At 66.4% G+C, this 23,640-nt stretch carries 21 protein-coding genes; 8 read left to right on the top strand and 13 right to left on the bottom strand.

The annotated features are described in order from the left end of the window. Positions 1-184: 184 nt before the first annotated feature. The gene (locus WDC82_RS06050; protein WP_340116357.1) at positions 185-1,108 is read left to right on the top strand and encodes a ParB/RepB/Spo0J family partition protein; all 924 of its coding nucleotides are present in this window, start codon (positions 185-187) and stop codon (positions 1,106-1,108) included. A gap of 25 nt (positions 1,109-1,133) precedes the next feature. On the opposite strand, the gene holA is transcribed toward WDC82_RS06050, so the two are convergent. The 5 genes from holA to WDC82_RS06025 form a co-directional block, all read right to left on the bottom strand. Further along, positions 1,134-2,162, bottom strand: coding sequence for a DNA polymerase III subunit delta (holA, locus tag WDC82_RS06045; RefSeq protein WP_340116356.1), 1,029 nt, complete (start codon positions 2,160-2,162; stop codon positions 1,134-1,136). Positions 2,163-2,180: 18 nt separating this feature from the next. Next, positions 2,181-2,696 carry an LPS assembly lipoprotein LptE gene (gene lptE / locus WDC82_RS06040; RefSeq protein ID WP_340116355.1) on the bottom strand — a complete coding sequence of 172 codons (516 nt, stop codon included), beginning with the start codon at positions 2,694-2,696 and terminating at the stop codon, positions 2,181-2,183. Further along, a complete protein-coding gene (gene leuS / locus WDC82_RS06035) occupies positions 2,683-5,247 on the bottom strand; it encodes a leucine--tRNA ligase (RefSeq protein ID WP_340116354.1) in 2,565 nt (854 codons plus the stop codon). The genes lptE and leuS overlap by 14 nt, the downstream gene beginning before the upstream one ends. Before the next feature lie 132 nt (positions 5,248-5,379). Further along, the gene (locus tag WDC82_RS06030; protein ID WP_340116961.1) at positions 5,380-5,922 is read right to left on the bottom strand and encodes a DUF3576 domain-containing protein; all 543 of its coding nucleotides are present in this window, start codon (positions 5,920-5,922) and stop codon (positions 5,380-5,382) included. A 275-nt stretch (positions 5,923-6,197) separates the two neighbouring features. Beyond that, a complete protein-coding gene (locus WDC82_RS06025) occupies positions 6,198-7,238 on the bottom strand; it encodes a porin (protein WP_340116353.1) in 1,041 nt (346 codons plus the stop codon). Between the two features lie 395 nt (positions 7,239-7,633). On the opposite strand from WDC82_RS06025, the gene WDC82_RS06020 reads away from it, so the two are divergent. The 3 genes from WDC82_RS06020 to WDC82_RS06010 are packed head-to-tail and all read left to right on the top strand — an operon-like array spanning position 7,634 to position 10,063. Continuing rightward, positions 7,634-8,512, top strand: a complete 879-nt coding sequence (locus WDC82_RS06020) for a sulfotransferase domain-containing protein (protein WP_340116352.1) — start codon at positions 7,634-7,636, stop codon at positions 8,510-8,512. Between the two features lie 3 nt (positions 8,513-8,515). After that, positions 8,516-9,343: a sulfotransferase domain-containing protein gene (locus WDC82_RS06015; RefSeq protein ID WP_340116351.1), complete on the top strand. Its 828-nt coding sequence runs from the start codon at positions 8,516-8,518 to the stop codon at positions 9,341-9,343. Between the two features lie 27 nt (positions 9,344-9,370). Beyond that, positions 9,371-10,063 carry a YggS family pyridoxal phosphate-dependent enzyme gene (locus WDC82_RS06010; RefSeq protein ID WP_340116350.1) on the top strand — a complete coding sequence of 231 codons (693 nt, stop codon included), beginning with the start codon at positions 9,371-9,373 and terminating at the stop codon, positions 10,061-10,063. Positions 10,064-10,073: 10 nt separating this feature from the next. Here the strand turns inward: WDC82_RS06010 and WDC82_RS06005 are convergent, their stop codons facing one another. From WDC82_RS06005 to ribA, 4 genes are all read right to left on the bottom strand, one after another. Next, positions 10,074-10,724, bottom strand: coding sequence for a hypothetical protein (locus WDC82_RS06005; protein WP_340116349.1), 651 nt, complete (start codon positions 10,722-10,724; stop codon positions 10,074-10,076). A gap of 156 nt (positions 10,725-10,880) precedes the next feature. Next, on the bottom strand, positions 10,881-11,405 hold the full coding sequence (locus WDC82_RS06000) for a L,D-transpeptidase family protein (RefSeq protein WP_340116348.1): 525 nt from the start codon (positions 11,403-11,405) through the stop codon (positions 10,881-10,883). Between the two features lie 71 nt (positions 11,406-11,476). Next, positions 11,477-12,400 (bottom strand): hypothetical protein, encoded by a 924-nt coding sequence (locus WDC82_RS05995; protein WP_340116347.1) that lies wholly within the window; start codon positions 12,398-12,400, stop codon positions 11,477-11,479. Positions 12,401-12,581: 181 nt separating this feature from the next. Then, on the bottom strand, positions 12,582-13,745 hold the full coding sequence (gene ribA, locus WDC82_RS05990) for a GTP cyclohydrolase II (RefSeq protein WP_340116346.1): 1,164 nt from the start codon (positions 13,743-13,745) through the stop codon (positions 12,582-12,584). A gap of 211 nt (positions 13,746-13,956) precedes the next feature. Between ribA and WDC82_RS05985 the strand changes: the two genes are divergently transcribed. Both WDC82_RS05985 and WDC82_RS05980 read left to right on the top strand, forming a co-directional pair. Further along, positions 13,957-14,850: an alpha/beta hydrolase gene (locus WDC82_RS05985; protein WP_340116345.1), complete on the top strand. Its 894-nt coding sequence runs from the start codon at positions 13,957-13,959 to the stop codon at positions 14,848-14,850. Between the two features lie 91 nt (positions 14,851-14,941). Then, on the top strand, positions 14,942-15,637 hold the full coding sequence (locus WDC82_RS05980) for a response regulator transcription factor (protein ID WP_340116344.1): 696 nt from the start codon (positions 14,942-14,944) through the stop codon (positions 15,635-15,637). 19 nt (positions 15,638-15,656) lie between these two features. Here WDC82_RS05980 and WDC82_RS05975 read toward each other — a convergent pair whose 3' ends face one another. After that, complete coding sequence (locus WDC82_RS05975; protein WP_340116343.1) at positions 15,657-16,931, bottom strand: MFS transporter; 1,275 nt, start codon at positions 16,929-16,931, stop codon at positions 15,657-15,659. Between the two features lie 183 nt (positions 16,932-17,114). On the opposite strand from WDC82_RS05975, the gene WDC82_RS05970 reads away from it, so the two are divergent. Beyond that, positions 17,115-17,951, top strand: coding sequence for an MBL fold metallo-hydrolase (locus WDC82_RS05970; protein WP_340116342.1), 837 nt, complete (start codon positions 17,115-17,117; stop codon positions 17,949-17,951). A 142-nt stretch (positions 17,952-18,093) separates the two neighbouring features. Beyond that, complete coding sequence (locus tag WDC82_RS05965) at positions 18,094-19,422, top strand: adenylate/guanylate cyclase domain-containing protein (protein ID WP_340116341.1); 1,329 nt, start codon at positions 18,094-18,096, stop codon at positions 19,420-19,422. A 28-nt stretch (positions 19,423-19,450) separates the two neighbouring features. Here WDC82_RS05965 and WDC82_RS05960 read toward each other — a convergent pair whose 3' ends face one another. The 3 genes from WDC82_RS05960 to WDC82_RS05950 are packed head-to-tail and all read right to left on the bottom strand — an operon-like array spanning position 19,451 to position 23,581. After that, positions 19,451-20,626: an ABC transporter permease gene (locus WDC82_RS05960; RefSeq protein WP_340116340.1), complete on the bottom strand. Its 1,176-nt coding sequence runs from the start codon at positions 20,624-20,626 to the stop codon at positions 19,451-19,453. After that, a complete protein-coding gene (locus WDC82_RS05955) occupies positions 20,623-21,621 on the bottom strand; it encodes an ABC transporter permease (protein ID WP_340116339.1) in 999 nt (332 codons plus the stop codon). The genes WDC82_RS05960 and WDC82_RS05955 overlap by 4 nt, the downstream gene beginning before the upstream one ends. 4 nt (positions 21,622-21,625) lie before the next feature. Then, positions 21,626-23,581: an ABC transporter ATP-binding protein gene (locus tag WDC82_RS05950; protein ID WP_340116338.1), complete on the bottom strand. Its 1,956-nt coding sequence runs from the start codon at positions 23,579-23,581 to the stop codon at positions 21,626-21,628. Between the last annotated feature and the right edge of the window lie 59 nt (positions 23,582-23,640).

The raw sequence follows: 23,640 nt of genomic DNA, 5'->3' as shown, positions 1-23,640 counted from the left end.
CTTTATCATTCCGGTAACGGAATGAAGAGGGGGGATGGCGCCGCCGGCCACGCAGGTTGGGCGCAGTGCCGAGAGCTGCAGTATCCCGGGTCGATTTCCTCAAAGGACGTGAACGACGCCGGGCAAGGGAACGACGTGCGATGACCAAGATCTGCCAAGATCCCCGAGCTGGCCGGGGCCTGCAATGACCGACGGACCATCATCGGATCCGACCAAGCGGACCAACCTGGGCCGAGGCCTTGCGGCCCTCTTCGGCGAAGAGAACGAGGACTACGCATCCCTCGATAAGGTGCGCTCCACCAAAACGGTGCCGATCGAGCACCTGAGGCCGGGCCGGTTCCAGCCGCGCCACCACTTTGACGAAGCGGCGGTGAACGCCCTCGCCGAATCGATCAAGGCGCAGGGCATCCTGCAGCCGATCCTGGTGCGCCGCGACCCCGACCGCCCCAACGAGTTCGAGATCGTCGCCGGCGAACGGCGCTGGCGGGCGGCGCAGATCGCCAAGCTGTACGAAGTCCCGGTGGTCATCCGCGACCTCACCGACGCCCAGTCGCTGGAACTGGCCATCGTGGAGAACGTCCAGCGGCAAGACCTGACCCCACTTGAAGAAGCGGAAGGCTACCGCCGCCTCATCGACGATTTCCAGCACACCCAGGAGGATCTCGCCAAGACCCTGGGCAAGAGTCGCAGCCACATCGCCAACACCCTGAGGCTGCTATCCCTGCCGGAGGGGGTGAAGCTGTTGATGGACGAAGGCAAGCTGACGGCCGGCCACGCCCGCACCCTGATCGGCTGCGACAACGCCGAGGGTCTGGCAAGCCAGATGATCAGCCGCGGCCTCAACGTGCGCCAGGCGGAAAAACTGGTGCAGAACGCCAAGGCCGCCGGCGCCTCAGCACCGCGTAAGTCGGCGGCCCCAGCCGACGACGATCACCCCAAGGATACCGATACCCTCGCGCTGGAGCGCGATCTCACGGCGTTGCTCGGTCTCAAGGTCAGCATCAAGTTTCAGGGCACGGGCGGATCGCTGACCATCCACTATAAGACCCTGGAACAATTGGACGACGTGCTGCACCGGCTGAACCAGATGCCGCCGCCGGGACACTGAATCCCGAAGCGATCCGCCGCGACCGTCAGCCGGCGCGCCGCCGCCGGCCAGGCGCGTTGGCGGCGATCTCAAGCAGAACCCGAGACACCAAGAGTTCCGCCGGCGCACCGCTGCGCTTGCAGGCGGCTTCGGTGTCCAGCAGGCGCTCCATCGCCCGCGCCAGACCGGCAGGCCGCCAGGCTTCGGCCTGCGCCTTGAAGGCGGCCTGTGTCTTCCAGAACACCGGTGGCCGCAGCCGCCGCATGCTGTCCTCCACCGAACCGGGTGCGCCCGCCACGGCGTGCACCCGCTGAAAGTGCCGCGCGACCGCCCGCAGTACCGTAACGGGGGCGTTGCCTTCCTTGAAACTGCGGCCTAAGGCACGCTCGAGCCCGGGGAGGTTCCCGCTGGCTGTCGCCAGCGCTACGTCGTCGAGGCTGAGCAGTGCGGAGTCGCCCACACAAGCCTCGGCATCGTCCAGCGTGATCTCGCCGTTGCTACCCTTGAACAGCAAAACCTTTTCCAGTTCCCGCTTTGTCAACGCGCGATCGCCGCCGAGCTGGCTGGAGAGGAAGCTGACGGCCTCGCGGCTGATGCCGATGCCGGCCTCCGCGAAGAAGCCCTTTACCACCGTTTCCAGCCCACGCGCGTCGTCGTGGTAGCACGCCAGGGCTGCCGCGCGCTTCTCGGCCTCGAAGAGCTTGCGCAACGTCGAGCGCGCCGGCAGATCATCCGCCTCCACCACAACGAAGGCCTCGCCGGGCGAGTCGGCCAGGAAATCCTTCAAGACCGGGGTCAGCTTGTCGCTCGCATCACGTACGCGTACAAAGCGCCGCCCGCCACCAAAGGTTAACGCCGCCGCTTCATCGGCCAGCCGTGCGGGATCGTCTTTCAGCTGAGATGCAGTAACCTCGCTGATGCAGAAAGGATCATTGGGATCGGCAACGACGGTCGCCAGCAAGGCAGCACTGCGTTCGCGGCGCAATCCAGCATCCGGGCCGTACAGCAGTACGGCCCGTACGGCGGTGTCCGGCGTCTTGATAAAAGCCTCGGCCTGCTTACCCGCGAGTTTCACGGTTGCCTCCGCCCGCCGTCACTGCTTGGCGAAGTACAGCGCCAGTCGTGTATGGATGTCGTCGGCGACCTCGCGCAGCGCGCGCTCGCGCGCCGTTTCCTCGGACACCGTGGTCGCAAAGGGATTGGTCAGGATGTCGTAACTCGTGGTCGACGCTGACTCGCCCGACATCAGCTGCGTCTGCCCGTCCACGCTCAGCAAGATGAAGTCCGCTTCCATGCGCAGGTTGGCGCGCGTTGCCGTCTCGTCGCGGCGCACGCCGAGTTCCTGCAGGCGCTCGGTGAGCTGAATCCGCAGGCTATAGCTGGCGTCCGCCGGCTGACCGCGCGGATTAAGCCGATCGCGCAGGAAGTTGTGCATCTGCTGACCGGCCCGGTCGGTCAGCGGCTCGACCCGCACGGAAGCCAGGCTCGTGGACACCTCGGTGTTGTTGATGCCCGGCCCGTAAAGCGGCTGGAAACCGCACCCGGCCAGGGCGATGGCGCTTGCCGCCCCAACAATCAGGCGCGTCAGTTCTCTTCTAGACCACGACATTGACGATCCGGTTCTTCACCACGATGACCTTGCGCGCCGGCTTGCCGTCCATCGCCCGCTGCACGGCCGGTTCGCCCAGAGCGACCGCGCGGGCCTCCTCGTCGCCGGCGTCGACGGGCAGAGAGATGGTAGCACGTTTCTTGCCGTTCACCTGAACCGCCAATGTCGCCCTCTCGTCGCTCAGAAGAGAATCGTCGGCACTCGGCCAGGGCTCGTCGACCAGATAGTCGTCATGGCCAAGCTGCCGCCACAACTCTTCGGCCAGATGCGGCATCATCGGTCCGATCAGACGCACCAGCAGCTCGAGGCCCTCGCGCAGCGCCCAGCGGCCGCCGGCGTCCTCGGCCGTAAAGCCGCCCAGGGCGTTGGCCAGTTCGTAGATGCGTGCCACCGCGCGGTTGAAGCGGAACTGGTCCAGGTCGTCGCCGCAAGCAGCCACCGTCTTGTGCACGACGCGGCGCAGTTCGACCGTCACGTCCGACAGATCTGCCGGCGGCGGCGTGTCCTTCGCCGGCAACGAGGCCAGGTTCTCGCCGACCAAGCGCCACAACCGCTGACTGAAGCGCCAGGCGCCCTCAACGCCGGCATCGGTCCACTCCATGTCGCGCTCCGGCGGAGAGTCGGACAGCATGAACCAGCGTGCCGTGTCGGCGCCGTAGGTGCTGATGATGGCTTCCGGATCGACGACGTTGCGCCGCGACTTGCTCATCTTCTCGGCGCGGCCGACAGTGACCGGTGCCCCTCCGTCCAGCAGGCGCGCCGTGCCTTCCGCGGACTTCTCGACCTGCTCGGGAAACAGCCACTTGCCGTCGGCGTCACGATAGGTCTCGTGGCACACCATGCCCTGGGTGAACAGCCCGGCGAAGGGTTCGCCAAGCCCGACATAGCCGATCTCTTTCAAGGCCCGGGTGAAGAAACGGGCGTAGAGCAGGTGGAGAATGGCGTGCTCGATGCCACCGATGTACTGGTCTACCGGCAGCCAGTAATCCACCGCCGCGCGGTCCATCGGGCTTTGCGCACGCGGACTGCAGAAGCGCGCGAAGTACCAGGAGGAATCGACGAAGGTGTCCATGGTGTCGGTGTCGCGCTCGGCGGTCCCGCCGCACTTGGGGCAGGTCGTGTGCTTCCAGCTCGCATGGTGCACCAGCGGGTTGCCCGGGCGGTCGAAGGTGACGTCGTCGGGCAAGCGCACGGGCAGATCGGCAACGGGGACCGGCTGCGGCCCGCATTTTCCGCAGTGGATCACCGGGATGGGGCAGCCCCAATAGCGCTGGCGCGAGATGCCCCAATCGCGCAGCCGGTACTGAATGGTGCCTTCGCCGTCGCCTTGTGCCGCCAGACTGTCGATCGCCGCGCGCTTTGCCTCGGCGACACCCAGCCCGTCGAGGAAGCCGGAGTTGAACGCCGTGCCGTCGCCGGTATAGGCCTCGTCGCCGACGGCGAAGCTCGCCGCATCCGCATCGGGCGGCAGCACCACCGGGAGCACCGGCAGATCGTACTTGCGGGCGAAGTCGAGGTCGCGCTGATCGTGCGCCGGGCAGCCGAAGATGGCGCCGGTGCCGTACTCCATCAGCACGAAGTTGGCGATGTAGACCGGCAGTCTGCGCTCGGCGACAAAAGGATGCTGCACCGTCAGGCCGGTGTCGAAACCCTGCTTCTCCGCGGTTTCAATGGCTTCCTCGCTGGTCCCCAGGCGGTTGCACTCGGCAATGAAGGCGGCCGCCTTCGCATTGTTCTGGGCAACCTCGGCGGCCAGGGGATGGTTGGCGGCGATGGCGCAGAACGATGCGCCATAGAGCGTGTCCGGCCGGGTGGTGAACACGGTCAGGCGGTCGTCACGGCCAACCAACTTGAAATGAATGGTGGCGCCCTCGGAGCGGCCGATCCAGTTGCGCTGCATCAGGCGCACTTTCTCCGGCCAGCGGTCGAGGTCGTCCAGCGCGCCCAGCAATTCGTCGGAGAAGGCGGTGATCCTGAAGAACCACTGAGACAGCTTACGCCGCTCGATCGGCGCGCCCGAGCGCCAGCCCTTGCCGTCGATGACCTGTTCGTTGGCCAGCACGGTGTGGTCCACCGGGTCCCAGTTCACCGAGGATTCCTTACGGTACACCAGGCCCTTTTCCATCATCTCGACGAACAGGCGCTGTTGATGCGCGTAGTAGCCGGGATGGCAAGTGGCGATCTCGCGGTCCCAATCCAGCGACAGGCCCATCAGCTTCAACTGGCCGCGCATGGTCGCGATGTTGTCGTAGGTCCAGCTTGCCGGGTGAACGCCGCGCTCCATCGCCGCATTCTCCGCCGGCAGGCCGAAGGCGTCCCAACCCATCGGATGCAGCACATTGAAGCCCTTGGCGCGCTTATAGCGCGCGACCACGTCGCCGATGGTGTAGTTCCGCACGTGGCCCATGTGGATCTTCCCCGACGGATAGGGGAACATCTCGAGGACGTAGTACTTTTCCCGCGAAGGATCTTCCTTCACGGCGAAGCAGCCGGCTTCCGCCCAGCGCTTCTGCCACTTCTCCTCGGTTTCCTTGGCGTTGTAGCGGCTCATCTTGGCGGTCGTAAGCTCGGAGGTAACCTGGGGCAGGGGGCGAGGCGGACACTGTGGCCGGCCCGGCCCGAAGCTGTGTCCGCCGGCGGGGCGCGGGCGCTCTCGCCGGCGCACGCCTCGGGCGGGCAGATTTTACTGAAGCGAGGCGATGCGCAGCTGGCGCGCCTTGGTCAGGATGGCGTTCTCGACGTCGGTCTGGGTCTGCGGCTCGACCGCTGCGTCAACCCAGTTTCCGCTGCGCGGATCGAGGATCTGGCGGAACACCGAAGCCCGTACGCCGTCCGCGCGCAGGTCACGGCCCAGGATGTAAACGTTGAGCTTGAAGCGCTCGTTGGTTGCCTGGGGCGGCGAATACCAGTCGGTAATGATCACGCCGCCGAACGGATCTGCAGAAGCCAGGGGCATGAAGGAGACAGTATCGAGGGACGCGCGCCACAGATAGGAATTCACGCCGATGCCGGCGCCGCCACTGCCGTCGCCGGCGTCCGGGCGCTCTTCGCCGCCGATGCCGATGCCGCCACTGCCGCCGAGAATCGATCCGCCGGTTTCCTCGTACTTCTCAGCCGTGTCGTCGCGGTACGTGGCCTCGCCGCCGCACGCGGCAACGGTCAGCGCCAAAGCCAGCGCCAGCCAGCGCCATGCGCCATTGTTGTTGCCAAAGGCCGTTCTCGTCATCGTCTTCACGTCCCCGCATGCGGCGCGGCTGCCGTCTGAGTTCAGTCGACACCGCCAAGATCCTATCGCCCGTGTAGATATCACAGGGCCCAAAGGCGGGCAAAAAGAAATGGGGTGCCGCGAGGCTCTCGAGCGGAGGCGCAAAACCACGCGGCAAACCGCAAATTTTCAGACTTTAGCGTCAGGCGGAGGGATGCGGAGGGGCAGCGCCAAAACGAAAGGGGCGGCACCCAAAGGTGCCGCCCCTTCAAACGACCGAAGTCGTAGGGTCTGGCTTAGAAGGCGAGCTTCAGGCCGCTGGTGACCGCCACGATGTCGTTGTCGCCGCCCGCGCCGAGGTCCTCGTTGCCGACATAGCCGGTCAGGAAGACGCTCACGCCCGGCGCCAGGTTGTACCCGACGTTGGCCGAACCGGCGAGCAGCTCGTCGTCGCTGTCGTCGTCCTCGGAGTAGATGCCGTTGACCGAGAAGCTCCACGGGCCAGCGGCGTAGCCGATACCGGCGTCCCACGCCCAGCCTTTGCCACCATTGTCGTCGAAGTCGTCGTAGACCGCGCCGGTTGCGATGGTGAAGCCCGAGAAGCTGACAGCGATACCGCCGCCGATGCCGTAGGCATCATCTTCCGGCTCTTCATCGGCGGAAGCGTAGGCGCCAACCAGGGCCAGCTCGAGGCCGAACCCGTTGAACTCGCCTTCGTAGCCCAGGCCGACGCCGATCTGGTCATGGAAGCCGCCGTCATCGGAACCGGTGAACGAGTTGCCTTCGCCATCATGCGCGGTATTCGGCGTGTAGCTGAGGCCCATGCTGAAGCCGCTGAAGTTCGGCGTGGTGTAGCTGATCTTCGTGGCGTCAGAAGACTCAACGCCGCCGCGCAGATCGACCGAGGTGCGGGCCGCACCGACGAAAGCGTTGCCATCGTCGAGGAAGTTCGAGGTCGGGTTGCCGACGCCGCCGTAGTCAACGCCGGAGTTCGAGCCGTTCACCATGAAGGTGTCTTCGACACCGTCATTGTTACCGAACTCGAGCTTACCGAAGCCGCCCGACGCCCAGACGCTGTTTTCGTCGACGTTGTTGGTCGCACCAGCGTCAGCCTCGAGCTCCACGCGGAAGCCGAAGGTGATGCCGTTGTCGGCCATGATCGAGCCGTTGACGTGAATTTCGGTGTTGGTCGCGAAGCCGAAACCACGATCCGAATCATCGCCGTCGGAATCACCACCGGAAACCATGAACTGCTGGAAAGCGGAGAGCTTAAGCTCCTGAGCAGCGGCCGGGCTGGCCACCAGGACCGCGGCCCCGACAATGGCGCTGCTAGCCATCAATACGTTTTTCATCCGAAAAGCTCCAAATACGGTGTCTATTGTGGGTACCCCAAGCCACGGGATGTCATGTTCGTACTAGGCTCTTCGCCCGACCGCAAGGGTTGGAAGGGGTGTTAAGTTGTTTTTCCGACACACTGTGCTTTCCGAGCAACAGTTCAGGTTTTAGGCGCGAAGCCAAGGACTTCCTGGAACTGTCTCCTGTGTCGAAAGAAGAGCAAGAAACCCTCATAAGGCGAATATCTGGGTATTCTTTCTTGTAAAGGTACGCCGGCATAAAGGTCTCATTAACCTTCATTCTGCATGCCCTTGCATCTTCGGGCGCATTTGCCTACAGCCTCCACCATCGACTTGCGCGCTGCAGCCCTGTCCCATTCAACGAGTCCTGATCATCCATGCCCGGCATCCTCTGGCTCGCGTCCTATCCGAAATCCGGCAACACCTGGATGCGGGTCTTCCTCGCCAACTTGATCCTCGATCCGCCGGAGCCGCTGGTGCTGAAGCGGATCAACGAGGTCTGTTCCAGCGAGCCCAACGAGGTGTGGTTCGCCCCCCTGACCGACAAGCCGGTCAGCGCGCTCAGCAAAAAACAGGTCGCCGCCCTCAGGACCCGGGCGCAGGAGCGCGCGGTCAGCGTCAACCAGAACATCATCCCGATGAAGACCCACAGCCTCAACGGCAAGGACTTCGGCTATCCGACGATTTCCGCCAAGGCCAGCATCGGTGTCATCTATATCGTCCGTGACCCGCGCGACGTGGTGATCTCGGCGGCGGACCATTACGGCCTTACCATCGACCAGGCGGTCGAAATGATGGCTGATCCCAAGACGCGCGGGCGCGGCATGCCGGGCAACACGGTGCACGAGCTAATGGGCAGCTGGTCCGACCATGTGAAATCCTGGACGCGCTGGAAACACACGCCGCTCATGGTGCTGCGCTACGAAGACATGCTGGCCGATCCCCTCGGCCAGCTCGGCATGGTCGCCCGCAAGGTCGGCATCACCCAGGATGCGGCGCGCATCGAGAAGGCGGTGGCGTTTTCGTCCTTCAAGCAGTTGCAGGCGCAAGAGGCGCAGACCGGCTTCATCGAGAAGTCGGAGCACAGTCAGCGATTCTTTCGTTCAGGGCGCGCCGGCGGTTGGCGCGAAAAGCTGACGCCGGGGCAGGCCGCCGCGATCGAGTGCGACCATGCCGTCCAGATGCGCCGCTTCGGCTACCTGCCCGCGGCCGGTGCCGGCAATGGCCCCCAGCCGCGCCAGGAAAAGGCCCTCTGAATCGTGCCCGGCATCCTCTGGATCGCGTCCTACCCCAAGTCGGGCAACACCTGGATGCGCAGCTTTCTCGCCAATCTCATCCTCGATGAGGCTGACCCCCTGCCGCTGAAGCGAATCAGCGAGATCTGTCCCAGCGAGCCGACAGAGATATGGTTCCGCCCGTTCGTGCAGGGCGAAGTTTCCGACCTCGCCCCGAAGGAGATCGCGGCGCTGCGCGTCAGGGCGCAGGAGCGCGCGGTCAGCCTCAACAAGAACGTTATCCCGATGAAGACCCACAGCTATCTCGGGGAGGACTGTGGCCAACCGATCTTTTCGATGAAGGCCACCTTCGGCGCGGTTTACATCATCCGCGACCCACGCGATGTGGTGATCTCCGCCGCCGACCACTTCGGCATCTCGATCGACGAGATGGTGGAGAAAATGATCGATCCCCTGGCCACCTGTGCGGCGATGCCCGGCGTCATCGTCCACGAGCTGCAGAGCAGTTGGTCCAACCACGTGGAATCCTGGACCAAGTGGAACCATCCCGGGATCTTCACGGTGCGCTACGAGGATCTGCTGGCCGATCCCCTCGACCAGTTCGGCCGCGTCGCCCGCCACTTCGGCATCTCCACCGACAAGGCGCGGGTGAAAAAGGCGATCGACTTTTCCTCCTTCAAGCGGTTGCAGAAGATGGAGGCCGAACAGGGTTTCGTAGAACGCTCGTTGCACAGCGAGCGGTTTTTCCGCTCCGGGCGCTCCGGCGGCTGGCGCGAAAAGCTGACGCCGGACCAGGTGGCGCGCATCGAAAGCGACCACGCGGTCCAGATGAAACGCTTCGGCTACGTGTAATGATGTCCGGAGGCAGGATGGTGACCCATGTTTGAAACGACCGCAGCCGAGATCGGCGCCAACCTGGACGGGGTGCGCGCGAAGATCGCCGCCGCTGCCAAGGAGGCGGGGCGCGATGTCTCGTCCGTCGGCCTGGTGGCGGTCAGCAAGACGCATCCCGCCGCGGCGGTCGAGGCGGCGCTGGCCGCCGGCCAGACGGTTTTCGGCGAGAACCGGGTGCAGGAGGCACAAGGCAAGTTTCCGGCCCTCAAGCAGGCCCACCCGCAGCTGCGCCTGCACCTCATCGGGCCGCTGCAGACCAACAAGGTGAAGGACGCCCTGCAGCTGTTCGACGTCATCGAGACGGTCGACCGTCCCAAGTTGGCGCAGGCGATCGCCAAGGAGGCGGCCAAGCTGGGCGTAGCGCCGGGCTGCTACATTCAGGTCAACACCGGCGAGGAACCGCAGAAAGCCGGCGTCGGGCCGAAGGAGGCCGACGGCTTCATTGCCGACTGCCGCGCCCTTGGCCTCGATATCCTGGGCCTCATGTGCATCCCGCCGCTCGACGAGGAGCCGTCGCTGCACTTCGCCCTGCTGCGCGAGATCGCCCGGCGCAACGAACTCGCCGGCCTTTCCATGGGCATGAGCGGCGACTACGAAATCGCGGTGCGCTTCGGCGCTACTCTGGTGCGGGTCGGCACCGGCATTTTCGGCGCCCGCCCGCAGCCGCCGCAGCCCTGAGGCCTAACCGCTAGTCGTCGCAGCGGCGGAACATGCAATCGTCATCCATCACGGGATTGCGCCGCGGCATGGCCGAGCGGCCCAGGCGGCCGACGAATTCGGCGAAGGCGGTGCTGTCGGTTCCGGTAACGTTCGGTGCGCCCTCGGCGATGCCGATCATGGTCTGGCCCCGGCAGAGGCTGGCCAGCGTGCGGCCGGTCGGCGCATCGCCGTCGCGGCGCGCGGCCTCGATCGCCGCCGGGCCCATCTCCGCGCCGCACATCTCTTGCCGGTTGAAGGCCTTGGGCAGGCCGTAGGCGATGCGCAGGCGGTAGGGGCCGTTGGCGGCGTCCACTGCGCTGTCGGTGTAATTGCGCGGCAGCCAAGACGGGCCATGCTGGCGCAAGGCCTGCGCCGAGGCGCGGGCGACATTCTCGGTGGCCTGGCCGGGCGCCGGGTTGCCATACGTCTCGACCAGCAGCGGCGCGCGCGACATCGCCGCGCCCAGGCTGCGCGGATCGTAGCCGGCGGTGAAGTCGCTGCTGTAGACGACGCCAGATCCGCCGCCCGCGCAGGCGGCCAGGCTCAGCAGGATTGTCGTCGCGATGCCCGCCGCCACGGCGCAAACCCCAACGGGGCTCTCTCTGCCGGCACCCTTTGCGTCAATTTCTGCAGGTTTCATGTTTGCGTATCTCCTGATGGGTAACGCCCCTTATCAACTCCCCCAACAGCCATACATACGCAGTGAGGCCGCCCGCGGTGCCATGCCCGGGCAAATTTCCGGCTGCGACCCGCTGCCTGACCTCCCCGGCCGCCTGACCTCCCCGGCCGCTTGACCTCAGGGTGCCACGACCGCGACCGCGCTCTGCGTCGTGGCGGACTTCAGCACCTCCAGCAGGTCGGGCAGGGCCAGGGCGACACAGCCTTCTGTCGGGCCGTAGTCATCGCGGGCGACGTGCAGGAATATGGCGCTGCCGGCGCCGGGCACCACCGGATCGTCGTTGTGCGCCAGGACCACCACAACATCGTAGAGATGGTCGCCGCGGGTCATCGTCTCATGGCTGGCGGGATAGGGCAGGCGCACCGGTTTGTTGTAGGCTGGATCGGCGGGATCGTCGCACCAGCCGTCGTCCGGAGCGATGGCTTGGCAGGGCAGCGCCGTCGCCGGCTTGCTCACCCGGTCGGCGCGGTAAAGCACCCGGCGCATTGACCAGCGCCCGACCGGCGTAATGCCGTCGCCCTCGCCGCCCTTCTCGCCCAGTCCGCCGCGGCCGACCGCGCAGCGCCAGCCGGCCGCGCCCCAGCGGGCGGTGGCCTTGCCGTTCTCAAGGGATATCTGAAGATCTTGCGGGGAGTTGCTCATGGCCGGCAGCCTAGCGCCCGCCGACGGCGCCGGGCCAGGGGAATTGAGCGGTCCCTAGAGCAGATCGGAGGTCACAAGCCGCCGGCCGGCGCCGGCACGGGATCACTTTCCCAGGCCGGCTTGTCCTCGTCTTCTGGCTGCTTGTGGCGCTGCTGGGCCATCGCCTGATACTTGTCGAGTGCCTGCATCATGCGGTCGGCAACGCCACCCTCTCCGGCTTCCTGGGCGAACAGCAGGGGATGTACGGCTTCTTCCGCTGCAGCCGTGGCTGGTGGTGGCGCGGCTGTGTCCCTTGGCGAGACCGCCGCCGGCGCTGTCTGTGGGGCGATGCGGATGTGGCGCGGCGGCAGCGGATAGGACTTCGCAGGCGCCGTGTCCTGGCGTCCAGGCAACGGCATCGCCTGCCGCTCGCCGGCAGCCACCGGCATCGATGGCTGAGCCTGGCTGGCGCCCCTCAGGTCCATGAACAAGGCGTTCAGCGCGTCCTGGCCTGTCAGCATGCTGGGGTCAGTTTGCGGCAGCACGGCATCGGCGTGGCCGACGGCGCTGGCGGATGTCTCCAACGGTGCCGGCAGCGCGCTCTCGCTGGCGGCCGCGGCAGGGATCACGGCGTCGCTGGTTCCGACCTCGTTGCCGGCTTCGTCTCGGGCTAACTGCGGCTCGGCATCGCCGCCGTCGCCGCTGAGCATGGCGATCACCGTCTCGCCGACATCCTCGCCGGCGACGGCCTCGTAGAAAACGTTGGCGATGGAGGCGAGGAAGCCGGAGGGGCCGCCGAATAAGGTGTTACCCAGGATCCGGGCGTGGGGGCTGATCTCGTCGCCGGTGACCTCGCGGTAGAGGTTGCCGACCAGGGGGATGTGCTGCAGCGGATTAATGATGTCCAGGAAGTCGCCGAAGCTGAAGTCCAGCTGGGGCTGCCCCTCATAGCGCGCGCCCTCCTGCGCGCCAGGCGGCAGGCCAGTGTGAATGCCGGTCACTTCCAAGTCGTACATAGAGTCCTCCGACCGCTAATCAGCAAGAAGTGGGCCAGGGCCTCAATAACCGGAAAATCAATGATTTAGGGTAGGCACCTCGGCGGCGCTGCCGGCCTGTGCTGCAGCTTCTGCCCGCGGCGCAGGACCGGCGGGTGCCGATCTTGCCGGGTGTCCGGCAGGCAACGCTGCTTCTGGGGACCTAGAACAGGTGCCCGAAGCGGGTCGCCTTGGTGGCGAGGTAGAACTCGTTGTGGCCGTTGGAGGGAAAGCTGTGGCCGACCCGCTCTTCGACTGCGATGCCGAAGCGGCTGAGCGCGGCGACCTTCTGCGGGTTGTTCGTCAGCAGCCTCACTTTGCGAAAGCCCAACTGGTGCAGCATCTGGGCAGCCGGCAAGTAGACCCGCTCGTCGGCGTCGAAGCCCAGTTGCTCGTTGGCGTCCAGGGTGTCGGAGCCGCGGTCCTGCAGGGTATAGGCGCGCAGCTTGTTGACCAGGCCGATGCCGCGGCCTTCCTGCATCAGGTACAGCACGATGCCGGCGCCGGCTTCCGCCATCGCCTGGATGGCGCCGCGCAGCTGGTCGCCGCAGTCGCAGCGCAGTGAACCCAGGAGGTCACCGGTGAAGCACTCCGAATGCAGGCGCAGCAGCAGCGGCTGGTCCGGCTGCGGCTCGCCGACCACGATGGCCAGGTGCTCCATGCCGCCGTCATCGGGGCGGAAGGCGATGATGCGTGCCTGCTCGGCGCCGGCCAGCGGCACCGCCGCTTCGGCGACCTTGGTCAGGCCGCGGGCCGCGGCGAAGCGGTACTCGGCGACATTGGCGGCGGAAACGGCCATCAGGTCGTGGGCATCGGCCCAGGCGACCGGGCTCTGCACCGGCTGGCCAGGCAGCGGCGCCAGCAGGGCGGCGGGCAGCAGGCGGGCCAGCTTGGTCAGTTCAACCGCGGCAATGTCCAGGCCGGCCGGCGCGGTAGCCACCTGGCGCGCCCGCAGCGGCGCGTTCTGCGGCGCGGTGGGGTCGGCCAAGGCACGAATGCTCTCGGCCTGCCGGTCGTTCCTGTCCCCCGTCAGGTTGAGGGCCAGCGCCATGACGCCGCCGCTGGCGATCAGCGGCTCGGCGCCCGGCAGTCCCAGCGCCTGGGCGCGCCGCGCCGTCAGCAGCAGCAGAGGCTCGGTCCCGGTCAGCGCGGCCAGCGCCGCCAGGCCCTCAGGCGTCGCCTGCTCGGCGGCCTGGACCAGGGCGCCCTGGCCCGACCAGTCATGCAGCACCACGCTGGCGCCACGCCGTAATTCGGCGAACGCCCGCTCCACCGCCTGCAGAACGGCGGCATCGGGGGATTTCTGGCGTTTGGCGGGCTGCTGCATCTGGTGCTTCAGGGGTGTATCCGGCTCTCTTTTCGGCACTTTACGGGCTGGCCGCCACCGTGTCACGGTGGCGCCTCCCGGGGTCCCTGTCGGAGGCCGCGCCGGGTTACGCAACAGATAGGCGTCGCCGACCGAAAACGCCAGCGTTTCGCAGGCGGAACGGAACGGTCCCGGCGCTCGAGATGACGGCTTGAGGGGGACGGTGCCCGGTATGGCGGCAGCGGCAGAGACGGTATTCCGGGATTACGATCAGGCGGACCTCGACCGCCAGCTGAACCTCAGGGCCCGCTGGCCGGAGCATCCGCAATACTTCCAGCGCTGGGCCGAGGACAGCGCGGCGGTACGCGCCGGACTCGGCGGCCGGCTCGATCTCGCTTACGGCACGACGCCGATGGAGACCCTCGACCTCTTCCCGGCCGAAGGCGTCCCGGCGGCGCCGCTGCTGGTCTTCATTCACGGCGGCTATTGGCAGGCCCTCGACAAGGGCGACTACAGCTACATGGCGCCTGCTTTCGTCGAGCGCGGCATCGCCTTCGCCAGCCTCAACTACGGCCTCGCACCGGCCACCAAGATCGGCATCATGATCGACCAGGTGCGCCGCGCGCTCGCCTGGCTCTACCGTCACGCCGGCGAGCTGGGCGTCGATCCGGCGCGCATCGTCGTCGCCGGCCACTCCGCCGGCGGCCACCTCGCGGCCATGGCGGCCTCCACCGACTGGATGGCGGTCGCGCCGGACCTGTCTCCGGACCTGTTGGCCGGTGCCGTTGCGATCTCCGGCGTCTACGACCTGGAGCCGATCCGCCTCAGCTATCACAACAAAGTGCTCGCCATCGCAGCGGGCGAGGTGGCGCCCTGGAGCCCCCTGCACAGCCTGCCGAGCGGTCCGTCGGAAGAAGTGCCGCGGCTGGTGGTGGCGGTCGGCAGCGAGGAGACCGACGAATTCCTGCGCCAGCAGGCGGAATACGCCAGCGCCTGGCAAGGCCGCGGCCTGGCAGTGCGCGAAGTCGGCATGACCGGCCTCAATCATTTCTCCGCCGTCGATGCCCTGGCTGATCCGGACCACGCCCTCCATGCCGCGGTGCAGCAACTCCTCAAGGCCGGTTAACCGCTTTGGGGTTCGCTTGAACCGCTGTGACAGCGGTGCTATCTGAGGTTTCCACAGTTTTCGGGGCGGGTTTACAATTGGATCTCTCAGGATGAGCGGCGCGAGCGGCAAAAAGATCCTTCTCATCGACGACGACGATGCGCTTCGTCACTCGCTGAGCGAGCAGCTGCGGCTGCACGAGGAGTTCGACACCGCCGAGGCTGCGACCGGAGCCGACGGCATCGACAAGGCCAAGGCGGAGTATTACGACCTCATCCTGCTCGACGTCGGTCTGCCCGACATGGACGGGCGCGAGGTCTGCCGCCTCATGCGCCGCGGCGGCGTGAAGTCGCCGATCATCATGCTGACGGCGGCGGAATCCGACGCCGACACCATCCTGGCGCTCGATGCCGGCGCCAACGACTACGTGACCAAGCCCTTTCGCCTCGGCGTGCTGCTGGCACGCATGCGTGCGCAGTTGCGCCAGCATGAGCAGAGCGAGGATGCCGTCTTCACGATCGGCCCCTACACCTTCCGCCCCAGCGCCAAGCTGCTGACCCATGGCGAGTCCAAGAAGAAGGTGCGGCTGACGGAGAAGGAAACCTCGATCCTCAAGTACCTCTACCGCAGCGGCGACGCCGTCGTGGGGCGCGATAAGCTGTTGGGCGAGGTCTGGGGCTACAATGCCGGGGTGACGACCCATACGCTGGAGACTCACGTCTACCGTCTGCGACAGAAGATCGAGGAAGACCCCTCGGCGGCTGAGATCCTTGTCACCGAACCCGGCGGCTACCGGCTGGTTCCCTGAAAGCGCACTTCGCGCGACGTTATCCAGCGGCACCCGCGCTGCCGCGCTGCCGCGCTTCCACGCGCGGCACGACTGCCAGCAGCAGACCGCAAGCCCCCACGCCCAGCGTGGTGACCGCACCGATCAGCAGGCTGCCGGCCAGCCAGCCGCCGATCGCGTCCGCCGCACCGTGTTCAATCGCAAGCGCCAGCAGCAGCGGACCGCCGAGGACGCCGAGGTTGCGTCCTGTCATGGAAACGCCGAAGGCGCGCGCGGTCTCGCCCGGCGTGGTCACGAGATGGGCGGTGAGCGCAAAGAGGCAGGTCGGCGCGATCCCGGCGGTGATGCCGTAGGCGGCCAGCGAGGCCAGCCCGCCGAGGCCGCCGCCGGTCACCGGCAGCAGCCACCACACCGACGCCTGCACCAACAGCGCGCCGAACAGCATCCGCTGTGGCTTCAGGCCGCGGTGCAGCAGGACGCCGGTGATCAGGTTGAACAGGCCGACCAGCACCACGGGGATCAGATAGCCGCCGATGGCGCCATCGACGGAGAGGCCCTGCACTTCGACCAGGTAGAGTGGCAGCCAAGTCATATAGGCGATGTACTGCGCGCTCCAGGTCATGAAAATGGCGCCGGTCAGAAGCAGGGCGATCCACTGCGGCCGGCTCCACGGCGCGGCGGCGGCTGCGCTCATCTGGGTTCTGCCCGCGGTGCCGTGAGGCCCCAGGTGAGGAGAGGGCCGCATCATGGCGAAGGTGACGCCGGCCAGTGCGAGGGCGAGCGCCAGCCCGACGAGCCAAAGCACACGCCAGCTGCCGTCGTTCTGCGTGGCGAGGCTGCCGACCAGCGCCGCAAGCAACTGGCCGCCCGGAATCCAGGTCGACATCAGGCCGATAACCAGGGTGCGGTGCTGCGGTGCGGCATTTGCGGTGGCCAGCGCCGGCCCGGCGACCGCCAGAATGGCGAAGGCGGCTCCCTCCAGGCCGCGGCCGGACAGCATGACGATGCCGGATTGCGGCGCTGCCAGACCAAGGGCGGTGCCCAGCGCCATGATCGCCAGCGCGGCCAAGACCAGAGCCAGTGCGCCGCGGCGGGCCACCAAGCGGCCGATCGGCACTGACAGCAGAATGCCGAAGACCGCGAAGATCGACATGAAGCCGCCGCCCAGAACGCGCCCGTAGCTGTAGTTTTCCATCAGCACCGGCAGCACCACCGGCAGCTTGAACTGGCTGAAGGCGGCATAGATGACCAGGGCAAGGCCCAGCGCCACCAGGGCGCCCCGCGTGCGCTGGGGCGCGTGCGGACCCTCGCTCATGCGATGTGCCGCTCGGCACCCTGGCAGCCGCCCGAGACTCGGCTAAATTTCATTGGGGCGTTTTCGGTCAAGAGGTTAGAGTACCGCTTTATCGCAATGCATTTGACAGGCCGGCGGACCTCGATAGGCCCAGGCGACAAGGGGCCTACATAAAGAGTGTCGGACGGAAGGGATACTGGCAACTTGCACAAAGGTTCTGATTTTTTCGTCCGGTTTTGGGGAACCCGTGGCTCGATATCCTGCCCTGGCGACAGCTATTCGCGATACGGTGGCAACACATCCTGTCTGGAGGTCCACTGCGGCGACAAGCTGCTGATCTTCGACGCCGGCACCGGCCTCAGGCCGCTCGGCAAGCAGCTCTGCCAGAACGGCGCGCTGGAAGCCGATATATTTCTGACCCACACCCATCACGACCATATCGTCGGCCTGCCGTTCTTCGCGCCGCTGTTCGACAAGCGCAACCGCATCCGCCTGTGGGCCGGCCACCTGGTGCCGGAGCTGACGCTGCACGACGTGCTGGTGCAGTTCATGAACGCGCCGCTGTTTCCGGTGCCCCCGAAGATCTTCGCGGCCAACGTCTCCTTCCACGATTTCACCGCGGGCGACGTGCTGGAGCCCAAACCCGGCGTGCGCCTCATTACCGCGCCGCTTAACCATCCCAACGGCGCCACCGGCTACCGCATCGACTATGCCGGCCATTCGCTGTGCTACGTGACCGATACCGAACACATCGAAGGCCGACTGGACCGTCACATCCTGGAGCTCATCGACGGTGCCGACGTCGTGATTTACGACAGCACCTACACCGACGAGGAGTTCCCCAAGTACCGCAATTGGGGCCACTCGACCTGGCAGGAGGGCGTGCGTCTCTGCGACAAGGCGGGCGCCGAGCAGCTGGTGATCTTCCACCACGATCCCAGCCACGACGACACCTTCATGGAGGAGGTTGCCAAGGAGGCCGAGGCCGCACGGCCGGGCACCGTGGTGGCGCGCGAAGGCCTTGTCATCGATCTTATGTAGATCCGCCGTGGACGCGCTGCCTCTCGCGCAGAAGTGACGAGCAGGTGAGCGCCCGGCGCAGCCATATCCCTCCGACGGGCGATTTGCGGCAAAGCGCCGCTGGCCCCCTGAAGATCGACCGGCCAAACAGCGGAAATCAGCCATGCTGAAGTGGTGGCGCAGGGATCCCGAAGCAGGTCTGCCCGAACGCGTGCGCCAGGCCGTGCGCGCGCAGGAGGACGCCACCGAGCGGGTGATTTCGTGGGCGCAGCTCGGCATCGTGCTGACCTTCGGGACGCTCTACTTTCTGTCACCCAAGCCGCAGGCGGTCGACTTCGCGCCGGTACCATGGGCACTCGGCATCTACCTCGCGCTCACCCTCGCGCGACTTGCCTGGTCGCATCTCGGTCGGCTGCCGGACTGGGCGCTCGCCGTTTCCGTCTTCGTCGACGTGACCCTGCTGATGGTGCTGATCTGGAGCTTCCACATCCAGTACATGCAGCCGCCGTCGTTCTATCTGAAGGCGCCGACGCTGCTCTACGTCTTCATCTTCATCGCGCTCAGGGCGTTGCGTTTCGACGCGCGCTTCGTCGTGCTCGCCGGCCTGCTCGCCGCGCTCGGCTGGGGTGCGCTGATCACCTATGTCGTCTACGCCAATCCAAGCGACGCGATGATCACGCGCGACTACGTCGCCTATCTCACCTCGAATTCGGTCCTGCTGGGTGCCGAGTTCGACAAGATCATCTCAATCCTCGTCGTCACCGCCTTGATCGCCGTCGCGCTGTACCGCGCCAAGGGGCTGCTGGTGCGTGCCGTCTCCGAACAGACTGCGGCGCGCGAGCTGTCGCGCTTCTTCGCGCCGGAAATCGCCGCGCGCATCAAGGGCGCTGACGATGGTATCCGCCCCGGCAGCGGCGAAATGCGCGAGGCGGCGATCCTCAACCTGGATATGCGCGGCTTCACGCGTCTGGCCGGCACGGCGAGCCCGGACGAGGTGATGCGGCTGCTCGGCGAATACCAGCATCGCATGGTTCCGGTGATCCAGCGCCACGGCGGCAGCATCGACAAGTTTCTCGGCGATGGCATCATGGCAACCTTCGGCGCGGCGCGCGCGTCCGACGTCGCGGCCGCCGATGCCCTGCGTGCGCTGGAGGCGGTTATGACGGAAGCCGCCGCCTGGCAGACCGACTGTGCGCGCCAGGGGCGCGCCTCGGCGCCCGTCAACGCGGCGGTGGCGACGGGGCCGATCCTGTTCGGCGCGGTCGGCGACGAGACGCGCTTGGAATACACCGTCATCGGCGAGGCGGTGAACCTCGCGGCCAAGCTGGAAAAGCACAACAAGGAACTCGGCGTGCGCGCACTCGCCGACCGTGCCAGCTTCGACCTGGCGATGGCCCAGGGCTACGTCCCACAGGGCGACAAGCGCGTCGTGCGCGAGGCAAGGGTCGCCGGCCTCGATGCGCCGCTCGACCTGGTCGTCATTGCCGAGTAGCGATCGGGCGGTGGCTCAGCGGTAGGGGTCAGCTGTAGGGGTCGGCGGCGTCACGCATGCCGTCGCCCAGAAAGTTGAAGGCCAGCACCACCAGGAACAGCGGCAGCACCGGCAGCATCAGCCACGGATAGACCGCGACCACGTTGATGTTCTGTGCTTCGTTCAGCACCACGCCCCAAGAGGTGATCGGCGGGCGCAGGCCAATGCCCAGGAACGACAGCGCCGTCTCGCCCAGGATCGCCGTCGGAATCGACACCGTCAGCGAGGCGATCAGGTGGCTGGTGAAGCTGGGCAGCAGGTGGCGTCCTATGATGCGCGCCGGCGAGGCGCCCATCAGTTGTGCCGCGGTGGTGAAGTCCTCCTCCCGCAGGGACAGGAACTTGGCGCGCACCGCGCGGGCGAGGCCCGGCCACTCCAGGAAGCCGATGATGACGCAGATGCCGGCGAAGACGCCGATCGGGCTCCAGGTCACCGGCAGCAGCGCCGACAGCGTCATGAACAGCGGGATCTCCGGGAAGGAACGGATGATCTCGATGGCGCGCAGGGTCAGCGCATCGATGAAGCCGCCGAAGTAGCCGGCGACGCCGCCGATGACGATCCCCAGTACGAAGGAAATGCCGACCGCGATCAGCGCGATGGTCAGCGAGATACGGGCGCCGTAGATCACGCGGCTCAGCATGTCGCGGCCCAGGCGGTCGGTGCCGAACAGGAAGGCGGTGCCGCGCTCGGCCGGGCAGAAGAGATGCAGGTCGCCGGCGATCTGGCCCCAGAGCTCGTAATCATCGCCGCGGCAGAAAAAGCGCAGCGGCTGCACCTTCTTCATGTTGGGTACATACTCTCGCGACAGGTTCTCCATGTTCAGCTTGTAGTCGTAGCCGTAGACGAAGGGGCCGATGAACTCGCCCTCATGGAACAGATGAAGGGCCTGCGGCGGGGCATAGATGTGCCGAGTGTCGCGGGTGTGCAGATTGTACGGCGCGACGAACTCGCAGATCACGATCATCGCGTACATGGCCAGCAGGAAGGCGCCGGACCAGACCGCGACGCGGTGGCGGCGGAAGCGCCACCACATGATGCGCCACTGCGAGGCGCGGTAGTAGCGTTCCTGTTGCGGCGTCAGCGTGTCGACCGTATTGGGGTCGAAGGGCGCCTCATTGACGTAGTGCTGCAGGCGCTCGCCGGGCATCAGTTCGCGGTCGCTCACTTCGTCGCCCCTCCGCCGAGTCGGATGCGCGGGTCGAGCATCGCCAGCAGCACATCGGAAATGAAGACACCGATGACCACCAGCGTCGCCTCGAACATCAGGAAGGCGCCGGCCAGGTACATATCCTGACTCTGCAGGGAGCGCAGCAGCAGCGGCCCGTTCGTCGGCAGGTCCATGACCACGGCAACCAACGCCGAGCCGGAGATCATCGCCGGCAGAATCATGCCGATATCGGCGATGGCGTGATTCAGCGACATGCGCAGCGGATACTTCAGAATGGCCTTGACCGGCGACAGGCCCTTGGCGCGCGCTGTCACCACGTATTGCTTCTGCAGCTCGTCCAACATGTTGGCGCGCAGGCGGCGGATCATCGCAGCGGTTCCCGCCGTACCGATGACGATCATCGGGATCCACAGGTGGTTGATGATCGACAGCGTCTTACCCAGACTCCAGGGCGCGTCGATGTATTGCGGGTCCATCAGCCCGCCGATCGACAGGCCGAACCAGACGTTGGCGTAGTACAGCAGCAAGAGCGCGAAGAGGAAGTTCGGCATGGCGAGGCCGAAGTAGCCGAAGAATGTCGCGGCGTAGTCGCCGACGGAGTACTGCCGCACGGCGGAGTAAATGCCGATGGGGAAGGAGACGACGTAGGTGAACAGCGTCGTCGCAAAGGCGAGCACGGCGGTGAACCAGAAGCGCTCGCCGATGACGTCGCTCACCGGCAGCTCGAACTCGAAGGAATAGCCGAGATCGCCGCGCAGCATGTCGAAGAGCCACAGCCAGTACTGTTCGATAATCGGCCTGTCCAGGCCGTACTGCTCGCGTAGAAAGGCGATGCGCGCGGAATCGACCGTCTCGCCCTGGGCTGCCAGCTCGGCGATGTGGGTCTCCAGGTAGTCACCGGGCGGCAGCTGGATGATGACGAAGACAGCCAGGCTGATGACCAGCAAGGTCGGAATCATCACCATCAGGCGGCGGGCAAAGTAGCTCAGCATCGGATCAGCCTCGCGCCCCTTCCATTGCCGCCAGCGGCGCGTAGCAGCGCTTGAGTTCGTCGGCGGCAGTCTCCGCCGCGCGCACGTAGTGGCCACTGCCCACCTCGATCATGGCCAGCTTGCCGGCGCCGACGCGGAACGGTTCCTCCCAGGCAGTGGGGTCGGAGGCACGGCCCTCCATCAGCGCGGTGAGGTCGAGGCGCTGGTCCAAGCTGGGTTCCGGCACGGCCGCGAGCAGCGCCTGGGTGTAGGGATGCAGGGGCGCGCGGAACAGCAACTCGCGCGGCGCCACCTCGACCAGGCGGCCGCGGCACATGACGGCGATACGGTCGGCGATGTAGTCGACCACGGCCAGGTTGTGGCTGATGAAGATGTAGGTGAGGCCGAGGCGGCGCTGCAGGTCCTTCAGCAGGTTCAGAACCTGGGCCTGGATCGACACGTCAAGAGCGGAGACTGGCTCGTCACAGATCAGCAGCTGGGGTTTCAGCGCCAGTGCCCGGGCGATGCCGATGCGCTGGCGCTGGCCACCGGAAAAGCTGTGCGGGTAGCGGCGGATGTGCTGGCGGTTGAGTCCGACGACTCCCATCAGTTCCTCGACGATCTGACGCCGCTGTTCCTTGTTGCCGATGCCGTGGATGACCAGCGGCTCGGCCAGGATGTCGCCCACGGTCATGCGCGGATTCAGCGAAGAGAAGGGGTCCTGGAAGACGAACTGGATCTTCTTGCGGAACACCATCAGCGCGTCGCCGGACAGGGCCAGCACGTCGGTCTCGCCGCCGCTTTCATAGAAGGTAATGCTGCCGCTGTCGGGTTGCAGCGCGCGCAGGATCATCTTGGACAGCGTGGTCTTGCCGCAGCCGCTCTCGCCCACCAACCCCAGGCACTCGCCGCGCCGGACGGTGAAGCTGACGTCGTCCACCGCCAGCAGGCTGCCTCCGTCATCGCCGCCGAACAGGCCCGCCTTGCGGATGGTGAAAGACTTGCTGACGTGCTCGACCTTCAGGAGGGGGCGGTCGGTTTCGTCGGCAGGCTCCGGCGCGGCCTCATCGGACGTCGGCGCCGCCTGGCCCAGGAAGGTGCCGCCCTTCTGCTGCTGGATCTCGCGGATCGGCACCAGGCGCTCGCCGGGCTTCATGTGGAAGCGCGGCACGGCTCGCAGCAGGGCGGAGAGATAGGGGTGTTGTGGTGCGCGGAAGATGTCCTCGACGGTGCCGCTTTCCATCACCTCGCCGTGGTACATCACCACCACCTCGTCGGCCACGTTGGCGACGACGCCCAGGTCGTGCGTGATCATCAGCACGGCCATGCCCAACTCCGCCTGCAGATCCTGAATCAGTTTCAGGATCTGCGCCTGGATGGTGACGTCCAGCGCTGTGGTCGGCTCGTCGGCGATCAGCAGCGCCGGGCGGCATACCAGTGCCATGGCGATCATCGCCCGCTGGCGCAGCCCGCCGGACAGCTCGAAGGGATAGGTCTTCATCGCCTTGGCTGGGTCGGGGAAGCCGACGAGGTGGAGCATCTCCTGCACCAGGGCCTCGCCCTCCGCGCTGCTCACCTGGCGGTGCAGCCGCAGCGCTTCGGAGATCTGGTTGCCGACGGTGTGCACCGGCGACAACGAGGTCATCGGTTCCTGGAAGATGATCGAGATGCGGGCGCCGCGGATGGCGCGCAGCTGCGGGCTGTCGGGGGGGAGGCTCGCGATGTCGACCATTTCCTCGGCACGGTCGGCAGCCAGCACCGGGTCGTGGAACAGGATGCGCCCGGAATCGATGCGGGCGCTGCGTGGCAGGATACCCATGATCGCCTGGCTGACGACGGACTTGCCGGAGCCCGACTCGCCCACCAGCGCGACGGTCTTGCCGGCGGGAACCCGAAAGCTCACGCCGCGGACCGCTTCGAGCCGGCCTTCCGGCAGATCGAAGCTGATCCGCAAATCCCTTATCCGCAACAGATCCCGCACCCTGCCTTCTCTAACCCCCGTGGTCTTCCCAGTGTCTTTGTTCTTCCGTCGCGCAGCGT

The organism is Pelagibius sp. 7325 (assembly GCF_037652055.1).
In the GTDB taxonomy this organism is placed as follows: domain Bacteria; phylum Pseudomonadota; class Alphaproteobacteria; order Kiloniellales; family Kiloniellaceae; genus Pelagibius.
Note: the sequence above shows the minus strand (reverse complement) of the source record. Positions and strands in the feature narration are given on the sequence as shown.

Bases quoted from the DNA above. Each gene is read 5' to 3' on its own strand.
- WDC82_RS05985 (WP_340116345.1), top strand. From the start codon at position 13,957: ATGGCGGCAGCGGCAGAGACGGTATTCCGGGATTACGATCAGGCGGAC.
- WDC82_RS06025 (WP_340116353.1), bottom strand. From the start codon at position 7,238: ATGGCTAGCAGCGCCATTGTCGGGGCCGCGGTCCTGGTGGCCAGCCCG.
- WDC82_RS05965 (WP_340116341.1), top strand. From the start codon at position 18,094: ATGCTGAAGTGGTGGCGCAGGGATCCCGAAGCAGGTCTGCCCGAACGC.
- WDC82_RS06050 (WP_340116357.1), top strand. From the start codon at position 185: ATGACCGACGGACCATCATCGGATCCGACCAAGCGGACCAACCTGGGC.
- WDC82_RS06020 (WP_340116352.1), top strand. From the start codon at position 7,634: ATGCCCGGCATCCTCTGGCTCGCGTCCTATCCGAAATCCGGCAACACC.
- lptE (WP_340116355.1), bottom strand. From the start codon at position 2,696: ATGTCGTGGTCTAGAAGAGAACTGACGCGCCTGATTGTTGGGGCGGCA.
- WDC82_RS06005 (WP_340116349.1), bottom strand. From the start codon at position 10,724: ATGAAACCTGCAGAAATTGACGCAAAGGGTGCCGGCAGAGAGAGCCCC.
- WDC82_RS06010 (WP_340116350.1), top strand. From the start codon at position 9,371: ATGTTTGAAACGACCGCAGCCGAGATCGGCGCCAACCTGGACGGGGTG.
- WDC82_RS05995 (WP_340116347.1), bottom strand. From the start codon at position 12,400: ATGTACGACTTGGAAGTGACCGGCATTCACACTGGCCTGCCGCCTGGC.
- WDC82_RS06000 (WP_340116348.1), bottom strand. From the start codon at position 11,405: ATGAGCAACTCCCCGCAAGATCTTCAGATATCCCTTGAGAACGGCAAG.
- WDC82_RS06030 (WP_340116961.1), bottom strand. From the start codon at position 5,922: ATGACGAGAACGGCCTTTGGCAACAACAATGGCGCATGGCGCTGGCTG.
- WDC82_RS05975 (WP_340116343.1), bottom strand. From the start codon at position 16,931: ATGAGCGAGGGTCCGCACGCGCCCCAGCGCACGCGGGGCGCCCTGGTG.
- ribA (WP_340116346.1), bottom strand. From the start codon at position 13,745: ATGCAGCAGCCCGCCAAACGCCAGAAATCCCCCGATGCCGCCGTTCTG.
- WDC82_RS05980 (WP_340116344.1), top strand. From the start codon at position 14,942: ATGAGCGGCGCGAGCGGCAAAAAGATCCTTCTCATCGACGACGACGAT.
- leuS (WP_340116354.1), bottom strand. From the start codon at position 5,247: ATGAGCCGCTACAACGCCAAGGAAACCGAGGAGAAGTGGCAGAAGCGC.
- WDC82_RS05955 (WP_340116339.1), bottom strand. From the start codon at position 21,621: ATGCTGAGCTACTTTGCCCGCCGCCTGATGGTGATGATTCCGACCTTG.